The following is a 15,070-nucleotide window of genomic DNA, read 5'->3' on the forward strand; positions in this document are numbered from 1 at the left end:
CAATTCATATAACAAGATATTTTCAAAAAAAGAGGAAATTTAAATTTATAAAAATCAGCAAATTATTAATTAAAATTTACAATCATGAATAATATATTTAGAGGGTTACTAGCAGGATATGGAGCTAAAAAGTTAGGAGGCGGCTGTTTCGGAACAATCATAGTTTTCATTATTTTATGGGTTCTTTTGGGACAATGTAGCTAAGGATGAGCATTACAGAAAATTAGGAATAAAAACAGAAATTTTGATGTGATATTTTTGGGAAGATCCAAACAAAATGTATAGATTCGCGTCACAAAAAAATAACAAATTTAAAAGATGGCTTCAGGTTTTTTCGTTCTACTAGATGATATAGCAGCAATTATGGATGATGTTGCAGTAATGAGTAAAATTGCAGCAAAAAAGACAGCTGGAATTCTAGGAGATGATTTGGCTGTAAATGCTGAAAAAGCTTCAGGATTTGCATCATCAAGAGAGCTTCCTGTTCTTTGGGCAATTAGTAAGGGCTCTTTGCTTAATAAAATCATTATACTTCCTATTGCTTTTTTATTAAGTGCTTTTCTTCCAGTGGCAATCATTGTTATCTTGGTGTTGGGCGGTCTGTTTTTAGCTTACGAAGGAGCAGAAAAAGTGTATGAGTTTATAGTTCCTCACAAACATGAAGAATCAGAAGGTATTACAGAAGAAGCTCTTACTGAAGAACAAATATTAGCTGTTGAAAAAACAAAAATTAAATCTGCTATTATAACAGACTTTATTCTTTCTGTAGAAATTGTAATTATCGCGTTAGGAACTGTTATAGAAGAACCCCTAACACAGCAGATCATAGTTACTTCTATTATTGCTGTAATAGCTACAATTGGTGTTTACGGAATTGTTGCTCTTATTGTTAGAATGGATGAAGCAGGATATAAACTGATTAAATTTAGTAAAAGTGAAAAAAGCATTTCTGCAGTGATAGGCAATGTTTTAGTAAAAGCACTTCCTTTGGTAATTAAAGGGTTAACTATAATTGGAACTATCGCTTTACTTTTGGTAGCAGGTGGAATCTTTGTGCATTACATCCCTTATTTTCATCATTTATCAGAAGAAATCAAAATGCCGGCTATTATTAAAGAATTTGTAGTAGGATTGGTTTTAGGATTTGCGGTTCTTTTGGTTATTAACTTGTTTAAAAAGGTTTTCAAAAAGAAAACGGTTTAATCGAACCAACATAGATATACAAGAAAACATCAGTGTAATGGCTGATGTTTTTTTTTTTGGAGCAAAAACAAAATTTTCAGATCAAGTTTAGTCCCGCTATTTGCTATATCTTTTTTTATCCCGATAGTTATCGGGATCAAAAAAGGATGCCATTTCTATCGGGGTTGAGCCATGAAATTCTATTTTTTATAAGAAATTTAGGTAAATGTGGAATATTTTTTTAATGAATAAAATATTGATTTGTAACTGTTTAATGTAGCGGTTGAATTTTTAACATTTTATTTAAAGCAACCATTGTAACCGAGCGACATCTTCATAGTAATTAACAATTAATTATTATTTTATATGAAAAGTTTTAGTTTAAAATCTAGTTTAGTAGTATTATTTTTATCAATTGCATTTGCTTCATGCAGTAGCGATGATGATAACAAAACGCCAGCTCCAACAACAAAAGCAGCTTTGGTAACCGAAATTAAAGGGCCAGCAACAGGAAAAGTAAACGACGAATTAAGCTATGATGTAACGTATGTAGTAGATAACGCTTGTGCTGAATTTGATAAGATCTCAGAAGTGACAATTGGAGATGTAAAAGGTCTTCAAGTAATTGCAAAATATCCTTCAGAAGTTTGTACGCAACAAGTGCCAGATCCTAAGAAAACAGTTTACAAATTTTCATCTAAAGTTAAGGGAACTTTTGAAATCAAGTTTAAAAAATCAGAAACAGAATTCCTTACTCAAAAAGTAGTGATAGAATAACAACAAGCTTAGTTGAATTTTTTTAGGTTGAAAAGCCATTTTACAGAGATTTTTATTCAATGTAAATGGCTTTTTTTAATGCAGTATGGGGTGTAATATTAAGTTGCAGTTTATTATTTTATAATCTAAAAAACGGGCATATTGATGATGATCTTAATTTCATGCTTACGCTTGAGCACTTCACTTTGACATTCCTTTAAAATTTACTACTTTTGCACTCTAAATTTTATGTCATGGCGAAAAGAAAGTATAAAATATCGGTTATTCAGTTAAATCTAAATGATGTTGCCGAGAACAATCTTAAAAAATGTATCAGCTGGGTAAGAGATGCTGCAAGTCAAGGTGCTGAGGTAATCTTACTTCCTGAATTATATAGCAGTCATTATTTTTGTCAAAGTGAAGATGTAGATAATTTTGCATTAGCAGAACCACTTTACAGTACTTCATTTATTGCATTCAGCGAATTGGCAAAAGAATTAGGAGTAGTAATTATTGTTCCTTTCTTTGAGAAAAGAATGGCTGGAATCTACCATAACAGTGCTTACATCATTGATACTGACGGAACAGAAGCTGGCTTGTATCGTAAAATGCATATTCCAGACGATCCTCATTTTTATGAAAAATTCTATTTCACTCCAGGTGATTTAGGTTTCCAAGCAATCGAAACTAAAAAAGGAACAGTTGGAACTTTAATCTGCTGGGATCAATGGTATCCAGAAGCTGCTAGAATTACAGCTTTAAAAGGAGCAGAAGTTTTATTCTATCCAACAGCAATTGGATGGCATCCTAAAGAAAAAGAACAATATGGAGAAAATCAATATGGTGCTTGGATGAACGTTATGAAAGGACATGCAGTAGCAAATGGTGTTTTTGTAGCAGCAGCTAACCGAATTGGTTTAGAAAAATATCTTGAAGGAACAGAAGGAATTCAGTTCTGGGGAGCTTCTTTTATTGCAGGACCGCAAGGAGAAATTTTAGCTCAAGCTTCTCATGATAAAGAAGAAATTTTAATTGCTGAGGTTGATTTGGACTTGCAAGAAAACGTTCGTCAAAACTGGCCGTTCTTCAGAGACAGAAGAATTGATGCTTTTGGAGATATTACAAAAAGAGCAATCGATAAATAATCAATTTATCTAAATATAAAAAAAGGACAAAATGTGAATTTTGTCCTTTTTTTATGCAAGCTTAAGAGAAGCTAAATATTTATAGATTTCAATAAGACAAATGGAAAAGCTACAGAGGAGCGACATATATAAGTTTCCAAAGAGCATGTCACTCCGACGGAGCTTTATATTATAAACATTTGTTATTTGCTGTAATATTTAACTTCTTCGAGGCTTTATAATCAGTATTCAAAATTTAGGTTTTTAAACGCTGTTTTTATAAATAAAAAGGAGCCATTCAATTGAATAGCTCCTTTTCTTGTTTTTAGCTTTATATGTATTACTTCACTTGGAAAGTAACTCTTCTCACGATCTGACGTGCCTCTTTAGAATTTTTGTTAACAGAAGTATCTTCTCCGTTAGCAATTACATTCAATCTTGATGCGTCAATTCCTGCATTTACGGCTACTTTTTTAACAGCCTCAGCTCTTTTTCTAGATAATTCAGTGTTATAGTTTGAATTTCCGATTTCATCAGCATAACCAATAATATCAGCCGATTTTCCTGGATTGTTTTTCAAGTATTTCACTAAGAAATCTACACCTGATAAAGATGCGTTTGTTGGTTTAGACGAATTGAAATCGAAATAAACGTTTACATAACCACCGTTAATTAATTCTTCAACAGTATTGTTTGTAGCTGTTCCAGCGCCTTTCTTTTCGTAAGTTTTGTCTAAATAGCTTTCTAACTCATCTGGCACACCATTTTGATTCGTATCAATAGACTGTCCTTTTGTGTTAACAGCAACTCCTGCAATGCTATTTGGTTCTAAATCGTATAAATCAGCAACTCCATCTTTGTCTGTATCGATAAGACCAGTTTCGATTAAGTCCACTCTTTTTTCCAATTCACCAATTCTATCTTCTTCACCAACCCAGTCAGCATGTTTTTGATTTTTTCCTAAGTAGAACGTCAAACCAACAGAAGCGTTTAGTAAAACACCATCAAAAGAACCGGTTGAGGTGTTACCCATTCCGTCAAAGTTCCAATTTTGTCTTCCGTTTACAATTCCAGTAAGATCTCCTGTTAAAGCTACACGATCGCTTAATTTGATTTGTCCAGTTAAACCGGCAATTCCGTGAGCCATGTAGTCTTGTCCTCCAAATCCTGTTTCGGTACTAATTTGAGAAACTCCAAAACCACCATGCGCCAAAAGACCGATTGTATTTGTCCAAGTTTCAAAATTTAAAGCACGTCCCACGTTAATAACCCCTTGTAAACTTGCTCTAACGTAACGGCTTTCAAAGTCTGGCGTGTCTTTTTTCTCTTTAAATTGGTCGTAACCAACGTCTAATTTTACCCCAAATTTTGGATTAAACATATATCTCACACCTAAATCTCCGTGAAAAAAGTTCAATGATTCCGTAGTATAACCTGGAGTCATTGTTCTGGTTGGTTTGTTAACACCACCATTTAGTTCGATCGACCATTTGTTGTATTCTTGATCTACGTTAGGTTTGGTAGAAGTGGTAGCCATATTTTGAGCGCCTGCAGCAAATGATAGTAATAATAAGGATACTGATACTAATTTCTTTTTCATGATATCAAAAATTAAATTGTTTTTATTTTAAACTCATGAACAAAATTAAAAGTCGAATCTTAGAATGCGTTGTATATACCCTTACATAATTCCCATCTTTTGGCTTTTAATTATGTAAATACGTTAAAATAAGTACAATAGAAAGTATAAAAAAAGGACAAAATTCACATTTTGTCCTTTTGCTCTACTAAAAAAGTATTAATTATTTCAAATCAGGCTGATAAATTTTAACAGATCCATCTCCTTCACTACTTACTATCAATAAGCTTCTTTTTGTAGGACTCTTTGAAGCTGGAATGAATAATAAACCTTCTGGTGCGTCACCTGTTTTTACCGTTTGTAAATACTGTGGAGAAGTTGGATTTGAAGCATCATACACCATAAATGCATCAGATCTTTCTAAACCAACAAATAAAATGTTTTGAGTTCCCATTTTTGCTACAACTACAGCTTCTGGCTCAGAACCTTTGTCATCACTTCTTTTATCGTCGTATGTACCAATTTCATTAGTCTTTTTGTCAACATCATTTTTGCTGTCAAAAACGATTTTTCCAGTATTTCCATTCCAAATAGAGAATGATCTTCCTCCAAAACTTACCATTTCGTCTAAATCTCCGTCTCCGTCAATATCACCCATATCAGTAATAAGGTTTAGTCTTCCTAAGTTAGTGTCTAATTTTAAAGTAGCAGCATCTGGAAAAGCGGTTGCATCAAGCGTCATGCTTTTCATACGTTTTACATCAGTATAAGCGTTATATTCCCTTGCGTCACCCTCATTAGCAGTAACAAAATAAGGAATATTATTTACCGTATAATGGCTGATAGCATCTGGCATATAAAGCCCTTTTACTTTCCACGGATTAAAAGCAATTTTGTTATCGCTATCGCTTACATCAATTGCATTCTCAGCAGTATTGTAATCTTTTAAACCTAAAGGATAAATTGCTGTAATAGTTTTTGAAGTTAAATCGACTTTTGCAACGCCATTATTTTCTTGTAAAGTTACCCAAGCAGTTTTGGAATCATCAGAAATAGTAATATATTCTGGTTCGATATCTTGGGCGAAACTCTTAGCAAATTTTGAAACTCTAAATCCGTCTTTCTTTAATGCTTCTGCTTGACTCGCAAACGAGCTAAAATCTAAAGTTGTGACATTGTAAGTGCTAGTTTCAATAATAGAAATTGTTCCGTTTGGATCTTGAGAATAGTCGGTATTTGGTTCACCTTCATTAGCTGTCATGATGTATTTTCCATCTGGAGAAAAAGTAATCATATCTGGCAATGCACCAACGGTAACCTGTTTGATTAAACTATAATCGGAAGTGTTAAAAATAACCACTTTTCCGTTTCCTTGTTTGTTTACTGAAGATTCTAAAGCAACAGCCAATTTTCCGTCAAAAACAGAAACACTGTTTGCAGCTCCTTCGTAAGCAACTAAATCAATTTTTCCTATTTTAATTGGTTTTGTCGGGTCAGCGATATCAATAACATCAATTTGATTTACACCGCTATTATTTACAGTAAAAAGTCTTTTTGTTTTTTCGCAGTAAGCAGAGATTTCTGCGGCAGCTTCTCCGCCAATTGTAATAGAACCAATTTCTTTAAAAGTTCCAGGGTTTTCGTTTACAACAACTTCTGGTTCGTTGTTAGAATTTTCATCATTGTTACAGCTTGCTAATATAAAAAGAGCAGCTAATAATGAGATTGATAAATTTTTCATGTGTTAGTTTTTAGTTTTCGCAAAAGTAAATCTGGATGCTCTGTTAAATATTAAGGATGTATTATTTAATCTTTAACTTTATTTTTGCAGGATATTTTTTGTGAAATAACATACGATTGTGGTTTAGATGTTTTAAAATCCTAACGAATGCTTATCTTTGCACTTTCTAAATTAGAACGTATTTATGTCAACAAATAATAGAAGATTTCCAGCAGAATGGGAAAAACAACAAGGAATTGTATTGTGTTTTCCGCACAATGGTAACGATTGGCCAGGAAAGTACGAAGCGGTTCAATGGGCTTTTGTAGAGTTTATTAAAAAAGTTGCGACTTTTGAAACTGTTTTTTTAGTGGTTGCCGATGAAAAGCTAAAAGAAAAAGTAGCTGATATGCTTGAAAGAGCAAATGTAAACCTTAAAAACGTTTCTTATATTATTCACAAAACCAATAGAAGCTGGATGCGTGACTCAGGACCAATTATCGTAAAAAATGGTTCAAAAAGAGAAGCATTGAATTTTAATTTTAACGGCTGGGCAAAATATAAAAACTATCAGTTGGATAAATTTGTTCCTGGTAAAGTAGCAGATTTTATTGATGTTCCGTTAACTCAGGTGATGTACAAAGGAAAACCTGTAATTGTTGAAGGAGGAGCAATTGATGTAAACGGAAAAGGAACTTTACTAACTTCTGAAGAGTGTCTAATGCACCCAACAATTCAGGTGAGAAATCCTGGCTTTACTAAAGAAGATTACGAAGCCGTTTTTAAAGAATATCTTGGAGTAACCAATGTAATTTGGTTAGGAGACGGAATTGAAGGTGACGACACACACGGTCATATTGACGATTTATGCCGATTTGTAAATGAAGATACAATTGTCACGATTGTAGAAACGGATAAAAATGACGCAAACTATAAACCTTTACAGGATAACTTGAAACGTTTGCAAAACGCAAAATTAGAAAACGGAAAAGCACCAGTAATTGTAGCGTTACCAATGCCAAAACGTGTAGATTTTGAAGATTTACGTTTACCAGCAAGTTACGCAAATTTCTTGATCTTGAATAATTGTGTTTTAGTGCCTACATTCAATGATAGTAATGATCGAATAGCTTTAAATATATTAGCAGAATGTTTCCCTGATCGAGAAGTAATCGGTATAAGTTGTATTGATTTTATTTGGGGATTTGGAACTTTACATTGTTTAAGTCAGCAGATTCCTGCATAAAAATTGTTGCCAAAGATTAAAAAAAAATCACTTTGATCTTTTTTAATCTGTGATAAAATTATCAGATATAGAGAGACTTTCTCATATTATTTGAGCTGTCACCAAAAGTGGCAGCTTTTTTTTGTTGTATATTTAACAGACAGATTTGCCACGTGTTCCAACATCCTTCTTATATTCGTATGTTCAATAATGCAGGAATGCAGATTTAATTTTATATGAAGAAAATATTTTTTATCCTTTCCGTGCTTTCTTCCGGAGTTCTTTTTTCGCAGTCTGATTCACATGAAAAAAATGAACTTACATTTGCTACCTACAATGTAAGTATGGAATCTGATAATTATTCTCCCAAAGGCGCAATGGGAAAATCGGAGCAAATATTGATTTATCAACTTAATTCAGGGCATAATACTCAAATCAGAAATATCGCCCAAATTATTCAGACCGTTAGGCCAGATGTTATTCTATTAAACGAGTTTGATTATATTAAAGACCCTGAACTTGGTGTAAAGGCGTTTATTAAAAATTATTTAAAGGTGAGCCAAGGTGGAGCAACACCTATTGATTATCCTTACTACTATTATTCAACAGTGAATACTGGCCAGCCAAGTCCTTACGATTTGAACAATGATGGAAAATTGGATAATTTTGGAAATGACGCATGGGGATTTGGTATGTATCCTGGTCAATATGGAATGATGCTTTTGTCGAAATATCCTATTGATGCTGCGGCTGTTCGTACTTTTCAACATTTTAAATGGAAAGATATGCCGGGAGCATTGCTTACCAAAAAACCAGATGGATCGGATTGGTATAGCAAGAAAGCATGGAAGGAATTTCCTTTATCTTCAAAATCTCACTGGGATGTTCCTGTCCAGATTGGTAATAAAACAGTTCATATCTTAGTAAGTCATCCAACTCCTCCTACTTTTGACGGTGCTGAAGATCGCAATGGGAAAAGAAATCATGATGAAATCCGATTCTGGAAAGACTATATTTCAGACAATTCGGCTTCGTATATATATGATGATAAAGGCATTAAAGGTGGTTTACCTCCGAATTCTCAATTTGTTATATTAGGTGATCAAAATGCTTCGCCAGTTGAAGGAAACGCTATTAGAGAAGGTATAAAGTCTTTAATAGATAATCCGAAAATCAATAGCGATTTCACGCCTGCAAGTAAGGGTGGTGCTGAATATAGTCCTGAAAATCCTTTTGGAATTAACCATACTGCCTTTTGGAGAATGCGCGCTGATTATGTATTGCCGTCCAGACTTGGATTTAGGGTTGTCAGCAGCGGTGTTTTTTGGCCTGCCAAAGGCGAATCAATGTCGGAATTAGTTGAAAAACGGGAATCTAGTTCAGATCATCGTTTGGTTTGGGTAAAGGTAGTTTTGGAATAAATAAACTTCGTCTTTTAATTTTACGAGATTAAATTAAATCATAAAAAAAAACCTTGGCCATACCAAGGTTTTTTATTTTTTATATCTCTTCAGATTTATCTGCTCTTCATTGTTTGATAAAAGGAGGTAGTAATTGGCTAGAAACTTCTCCAAAACCAATTCTTACTTCCGTATTTTCGCAGAATCCACGAATAATTACAGTGTCATTATCTTCAATAAATTTACGTTCGCTTCCGTCTTTTAGCTTTAACGGATTTTTTCCTCCCCAAGTTAATTCTAGCATTGAACCAAAACTATCAGGAGTTGGACCAGAAATTGTTCCAGAACCCATCATGTCTCCAGAGTTTACACGGCATCCATTAGAAGTATGATGTGCTAACTGCTGACTCATGGACCAGTATAAATATTTGAAGTTAGATCTTGAAATTACAGTTTCTTCTTCTTGATTTTCAGGTTTTAAGGAAACTTCCAAATGGATATCAAAAGCTTTTTTCCCTTTGGTCTGCAAATAAGGAAGCGGAGTTGGATCTTGCTTAGGCCCTTTTGTTCTAAAAGGTTCCAAAGCATCCATAGTCACAATCCAAGGTGAAATAGAAGTCGCAAAGTTCTTAGCTAAAAATGGCCCAAGCGGCACATATTCCCATTTTTGAATGTCGCGAGCACTCCAATCATTTAGTAAAACCATTCCGAAAATATAATCTTCAGCTTCATAAGTTGAAATATTTTCGCCCATTACATTTACATCTGTTGTAATAAAAGCAGTCTCTAATTCAAAGTCTACTAAACGGGAAGCACCGAAAACAGGCGTGTCGTGTCCAGCTGGCAAAGTTTGTCCCATCGGTCTGTGAACTGGAATTCCAGAGGGAACAATGGTAGAACTTCTTCCATGATATCCAACCGGAATGTGAAGCCAGTTGGGCAACAAAGCATTGTCTGGATCGCGGAACATTTTACCCACGTTTGTAGCGTGCTCTCTACTAGAATAAAAGTCGGTGTAATCGCCAATTAAAACTGGAAGTTGCATCTCTACATCTTCAATTTTAAATATAACAATATCTCTATGTTTTGTTGAATCTCTTAATTGTGGATTAGTCTCGTCGAATATCTCTGCGATACGATTTCGAACCAAACGCCATGTTTTTTTTCCGTCAGAAATAAAATCATTTAGCGTATCCTGCATAAACATATCATCGGTTAATTCTATTCCTTCAAAATAGTTTAATTGCTGTAAAGCCCCTAAATCTATGGCGTAATCGCCAATTCTCGTTCCTACGGTAACGACATTTTCTTTAGTAAGAAATACACCGAAAGGAATATTCTGAATGGGGAAGTCGCTATTTTCTGGCACTTCTAACCATGATTTTCTACTGGTATCGTTGGCAGTTATTGGCATGTTTAATGTTAATTATTTGTTGAAAAATTACTTGTCAAATATATCATAATCTAGCAGTTTGACAAACGTTTTTTTGTATTTTTGCGTGAAATTAACGAAAAACAAAAAAATGCAACGCGACGAACAAATTTTTGATCTTATCCAAGAGGAGAAAGAAAGACAAATTCACGGACTAGAGCTTATTGCTTCTGAGAATTTTGTAAGTGATGAAGTAATGGCAGCAGCAGGGTCTGTTTTAACTAATAAATATGCTGAAGGTTATCCTGGCAAAAGATACTACGGCGGTTGCGAAGTAGTTGACGTTATTGAGCAGATTGCTATTGATAGAGCTAAAGAATTATTTGGAGCTGAATATGCAAACGTACAGCCTCACTCAGGTTCTCAGGCAAACACAGCTGTTTATCACGCTTGTTTAAATCCTGGTGATACTATTTTAGGTTTCGATTTATCTCACGGTGGTCACTTGACTCACGGTTCTCCAGTAAACTTCTCAGGACGTTTATATCGCCCAGTTTTTTACGGTGTAGATGCTGAAACTGGTCGTTTAGATTATGATAAAATTCAAGAAATTGCAACTAAAGAACAGCCAAAATTAATCATCGCTGGAGCTTCGGCTTATTCTCGTGATATGGATTTTGCTCGTTTCAGACAAATTGCTGACAGCGTAGGAGCGATCTTATTTGCTGATATTTCTCACCCAGCTGGTCTTATAGCAAAAGGATTATTAAACGATCCAATTCCACATTGTCATATTGTTTCTACAACAACTCACAAAACATTACGTGGGCCACGTGGAGGTCTTATTTTAATGGGGAAAGATTTCCCAAATCCACAAGGATTAACGACTCCAAAAGGAGAAATCAGAATGATGTCTTCATTGTTGGATTTAGCTGTTTTTCCAGGAAATCAAGGTGGACCGTTAATGCATATTATCGCTGCTAAAGCGGTTGCTTTCGGTGAAGCGCTTAAAGATGAGTTCTTTACTTATGCAATGCAATTGCAAAAAAATGCAAACGCAATGGCTGATGCTTTCGTAAAAAGAGGTTATAATATTATCTCTGGCGGAACAGATAACCATATGATGCTTATTGACTTAAGAAATAAAAATATTTCTGGTAAAGAAGCTGAAAACGCATTAGTAAAAGCTGAAATTACAGTAAACAAAAACATGGTTCCTTTTGACGATAAATCTCCATTTATCACGTCTGGAATCCGTGTTGGAACAGCTGCAATCACAACTCGTGGTTTAGTTGAAAAAGATATGGAAACTATCGTAGCTTTAATCGATAAAGTTCTTACTGATCACACAAATGAAGACGTTATTGAAGAAGTTGCTGAAGAAGTAAACGAATTAATGAGCGAAAGACCAATTTTTGCGTATTAATTAGTTTAAAGTTTAAGGTTTCAAGTTTAAAGTTTTGTAATGCGTAAATAAGCGTATTATGAAACTTTAAACTTTTTTCGTTTAGATAAGAAACTTGAAACCTGAAACAAAATAAACCTGAAACAAATTAAAAAAATGGGCGTATTAAGATTACAATTGCCAACCGACCCAAGATGGGTAAATATTGTTGAGAAAAATATTGAAGAAATCTTGACAGATCACGCTTGGTGCGAACAGAAAGCGGCAACAAACGCGATTACGATTATTACGAATAATTCTGAACATCAAGATTTAGTGAAAGATTTATTGGCTTTAGCTAAAGAAGAAATTGATCATTTTGAACAAGTTCATAATATCATTATCAAAAGAGGACTAAAACTAGGGCGTGAGCGTAAAGATGATTACGTAAACGAATTATATCAATACATGAAAAGAAGCGGTGACGGAAGCCGTGTTTCTGGATTGGTAGAAAGATTATTATTCTCTGCGATGATTGAAGCCAGAAGCTGTGAACGTTTCAAAGTTCTTTCTGAAAACATAAAAGACGAAGAACTTGCTGTGTTTTATAGAGAATTAATGGAAAGCGAAGCAGGACATTATACAACTTTCATCACCTACGCACGTAAATACGGAACAGGAATCGATGTTGAAAAACGCTGGAGAGAATGGTTAGCTTTTGAAGAATCAATCATTACCAATTACGGAAAAGGAGAGACGATACACGGATAAAGTTTTTTGTTTCAGGTTTATTTTTGTTTCAAGTTCCAAGTTGATAAACTTTGTGAATCTTTGTGAAATCTTAGTGGATCTCGGTGAAATAAAAAAATCCGTGAAAATCTGCGTTTTCGCGAAAGCGAATCCGTTTAATCCGTGTTCTATTTACCCAATAATTTAAATCTGAAATCTACATTCTAAAATCTAAAATTCCCTATATTTGAGAGTAACCAAAATCTCGAACTATGAGAATAGAAATGGACCTGAAATTAGGATTTAAAGATGTAATGTTTAGACCTAAAAGATCAACGCTTAAAAGCCGTTCTGAAGTTTCTTTAGAGCAAAATTTCAAATTTTTGCACAGCACAGCATCTTGGACAGGAACTCCGATAATGGCTGCCAATATGGATACCGTAGGAACTTTTGAAATAGCGAAAGTTTTAGCAAAAGAAAAACTCTTTACGGCCATTCATAAACATTACACATTAGAAGAATGGAATGTATTTCTAAAAGATGTAACTCCAGATTTCTATGATTATATTGCCGTAAGCACAGGAACAGGGAAAGAAGATTTTGATAAAATAGGTGCAATAATTTCTGCAAATCCATTGCTGAAATTTATTTGTATTGATGTTGCAAACGGTTACTCGGAACATTTTGTTCAGTTTTTAAAGAAAACCCGAAAACAATATCCAGATAAAATCATTATTGCCGGAAATGTAGTTACGGGCGAAATGACCGAAGAGTTACTTTTGGCTGGAGCCGATATCGTAAAAGTCGGAATTGGTCCAGGTTCGGTTTGCACAACCCGAGTTAAAACAGGTGTTGGTTATCCACAATTATCTGCTATAATTGAATGTGCCGACGCAGCTCATGGTTTAGGCGGACACATTATAAGTGATGGCGGATGCACAACTCCCGGCGATGTTGCCAAAGCTTTTGGCGCTGCAGCTGATTTTGTTATGCTTGGCGGTATGCTTGCAGGACACACAGAAAGTGGAGGCGAACTAATAGAAGTAAAAGGCGAAAAATTCAAACAATTTTACGGAATGAGCTCTAAAACTGCAATGGAGAAACATGCTGGAGGTGTTGCAGAATACAGAGCCAGTGAAGGGAAAACAGTTCAAGTTCCGTTTAAAGGAGACGTTATTCATACTGTTTTAGATATATTGGGAGGAATTAGAAGTACTTGCACTTATGTAGGAGCTTCAAGATTAAAAGAATTAACAAAAAGAACAACTTTCATCCGCGTAAGCGAACAAGAAAATCAAGTTTTTACAAAATAAATATGATTACAATTACCGAAGCATCTCTTGAAGATATAGCTAAAATTCAAGAAATTGCACATATAACTTGGCCAATTACTTATGGCGAAATTCTAACTGCAGAACAATTAGAATATATGTTGGATATGATATATTCTAATGAAGCATTATCAAAACAAATCCAGAATAAAGAACAGTTGTTTTATTTAATTTCTGATACAGAATCAGTAATTGGCTTCATAGGAATTGAGCATAATTATAAAAACGAAGCAATTACCAAAATTCATAAAATATATCTTCTGCCAGAAACACAAGGAAAAGGTTTCGGCAAAATAGTGTTTGAAGAAATTGCAAAAATGGCTTTAGAAAATAATTCAAAAGAACTTTTATTAAATGTAAACCGATTTAACACGGCGTTGAATTTCTACAAAAAACTAGGTTTCGAAATCAAAGAAACGGTTGATATAGAAATTGGAAATGGGTATTTAATGGAAGATTATGTGATGGGGAAAAATATTTAAAAGTAGTTTTTTCTTAATCTTGTCATTTCGACGAAGGAGAAATCACACAAGTATTTCTGCAAAGTAAATCGCCAATCTTTGTCGAGTTTCGAGTGTGATTCCTCGTTCCTCGGAATGACAAACTGTAGGTATTTGGCTCATTCAACTCACAATCACATCATGCTTAAACAATAACCCTTTCAATTCTTTCAAAGAAAAAACAGCTTTTTTCAGTTTCGTTTTAGAAGGATCAATAGTGTAATTATAACTTGTATTAAAATCGGCTTTATTGGCTATGGCTTTGTTGAATTCAGAACGATACAAATCGCAGTTGTCAAATAAAACGCCTGTTAAATCAGCTGCCATAAAATCTACTGCTATTAAACTGCAATTAGTAAATGGAGTTCCTTTTAGTTTTAAAGTGTAAAACTTGGAGAAATCCAAAATGCAATCATTAAAGCGAACTTCAAAAATGAGTTTGTCACACATCGCAAAATTCACTTCTTTAATTTCGCAGCGATTAAAAGTTACGGTTCTAAAAGCAACATAATTAATTTTTGCTTCACTGAAAATGCAGTTATTAAAAACACAATCGATAAAAGTAACGGCCAAAAAAGTGCAAGCAGAGAAGTTACAATTGTTAAAAACACAGCATTCGAAGTCTTTAAAATTAAGATCATCTTTGGTGTAAACAATCGTATTGTATTCTTTATCAAGAAAATATTCGCTTTCTTTTTTCAATCTTTTTCGATAATTATTTGAAGGTGAAAAGGTAATAATTTACCATAGAAAAATGAGAACAAATTA

The 15,070-nt window shown here is 34.1% G+C and carries 13 protein-coding genes; 9 read left to right on the forward strand and 4 right to left on the reverse strand.

Annotation, left to right across the window (positions count from 1 at the left end):
• Positions 1-318: 318 nt before the first annotated feature.
• From M0M44_RS15240 to M0M44_RS15250, 3 genes are all read left to right on the forward strand, one after another.
• Positions 319-1,203: a DUF808 domain-containing protein gene (locus M0M44_RS15240; protein ID WP_248726420.1), complete on the forward strand. Its 885-nt coding sequence runs from the start codon at positions 319-321 to the stop codon at positions 1,201-1,203.
• A gap of 345 nt (positions 1,204-1,548) precedes the next feature.
• Positions 1,549-1,959, forward strand: coding sequence for a hypothetical protein (locus M0M44_RS15245; protein WP_248726421.1), 411 nt, complete (start codon positions 1,549-1,551; stop codon positions 1,957-1,959).
• A 233-nt stretch (positions 1,960-2,192) separates the two neighbouring features.
• The gene (locus M0M44_RS15250) at positions 2,193-3,083 is read left to right on the forward strand and encodes a carbon-nitrogen hydrolase (RefSeq protein WP_095927649.1); all 891 of its coding nucleotides are present in this window, start codon (positions 2,193-2,195) and stop codon (positions 3,081-3,083) included.
• 319 nt (positions 3,084-3,402) lie between these two features.
• Here M0M44_RS15250 and M0M44_RS15255 read toward each other — a convergent pair whose 3' ends face one another.
• Together M0M44_RS15255 and M0M44_RS15260 are read right to left on the reverse strand one after the other, a co-directional pair.
• Positions 3,403-4,662: an OmpA family protein gene (locus tag M0M44_RS15255; protein ID WP_248726422.1), complete on the reverse strand. Its 1,260-nt coding sequence runs from the start codon at positions 4,660-4,662 to the stop codon at positions 3,403-3,405.
• Between the two features lie 202 nt (positions 4,663-4,864).
• The gene (locus M0M44_RS15260) at positions 4,865-6,382 is read right to left on the reverse strand and encodes a choice-of-anchor I family protein (RefSeq protein WP_248726423.1); all 1,518 of its coding nucleotides are present in this window, start codon (positions 6,380-6,382) and stop codon (positions 4,865-4,867) included.
• Between the two features lie 184 nt (positions 6,383-6,566).
• On the opposite strand from M0M44_RS15260, the gene M0M44_RS15265 reads away from it, so the two are divergent.
• Positions 6,567-7,607: an agmatine deiminase family protein gene (locus tag M0M44_RS15265; protein ID WP_248726424.1), complete on the forward strand. Its 1,041-nt coding sequence runs from the start codon at positions 6,567-6,569 to the stop codon at positions 7,605-7,607.
• Between the two features lie 215 nt (positions 7,608-7,822).
• Positions 7,823-9,007, forward strand: coding sequence for an endonuclease/exonuclease/phosphatase family protein (locus M0M44_RS15270; protein ID WP_248726425.1), 1,185 nt, complete (start codon positions 7,823-7,825; stop codon positions 9,005-9,007).
• A 106-nt stretch (positions 9,008-9,113) separates the two neighbouring features.
• On the opposite strand, the gene fahA is transcribed toward M0M44_RS15270, so the two are convergent.
• Positions 9,114-10,400 carry a fumarylacetoacetase gene (gene fahA, locus M0M44_RS15275; protein WP_248726426.1) on the reverse strand — a complete coding sequence of 429 codons (1,287 nt, stop codon included), beginning with the start codon at positions 10,398-10,400 and terminating at the stop codon, positions 9,114-9,116.
• A 109-nt stretch (positions 10,401-10,509) separates the two neighbouring features.
• On the opposite strand from fahA, the gene glyA reads away from it, so the two are divergent.
• From glyA to M0M44_RS15295, 4 genes are all read left to right on the forward strand, one after another.
• Positions 10,510-11,784, forward strand: coding sequence for a serine hydroxymethyltransferase (gene glyA / locus M0M44_RS15280; RefSeq protein WP_248726427.1), 1,275 nt, complete (start codon positions 10,510-10,512; stop codon positions 11,782-11,784).
• A 135-nt stretch (positions 11,785-11,919) separates the two neighbouring features.
• Positions 11,920-12,513, forward strand: a complete 594-nt coding sequence (locus M0M44_RS15285) for a MiaE family protein (RefSeq protein ID WP_012025392.1) — start codon at positions 11,920-11,922, stop codon at positions 12,511-12,513.
• A 230-nt stretch (positions 12,514-12,743) separates the two neighbouring features.
• Positions 12,744-13,784: a GMP reductase gene (locus tag M0M44_RS15290; protein ID WP_248726428.1), complete on the forward strand. Its 1,041-nt coding sequence runs from the start codon at positions 12,744-12,746 to the stop codon at positions 13,782-13,784.
• A 2-nt stretch (positions 13,785-13,786) separates the two neighbouring features.
• Positions 13,787-14,284 (forward strand): GNAT family N-acetyltransferase, encoded by a 498-nt coding sequence (locus M0M44_RS15295; RefSeq protein ID WP_248726429.1) that lies wholly within the window; start codon positions 13,787-13,789, stop codon positions 14,282-14,284.
• Positions 14,285-14,425: 141 nt separating this feature from the next.
• Here M0M44_RS15295 and M0M44_RS15300 read toward each other — a convergent pair whose 3' ends face one another.
• Positions 14,426-15,004: a pentapeptide repeat-containing protein gene (locus M0M44_RS15300; protein WP_248726430.1), complete on the reverse strand. Its 579-nt coding sequence runs from the start codon at positions 15,002-15,004 to the stop codon at positions 14,426-14,428.
• Positions 15,005-15,070: the final 66 nt, after the last annotated feature.

Origin of the sequence: Flavobacterium humidisoli, assembly GCF_023272795.1 — a bacterium.
In the GTDB taxonomy this organism is placed as follows: domain Bacteria; phylum Bacteroidota; class Bacteroidia; order Flavobacteriales; family Flavobacteriaceae; genus Flavobacterium; species Flavobacterium humidisoli.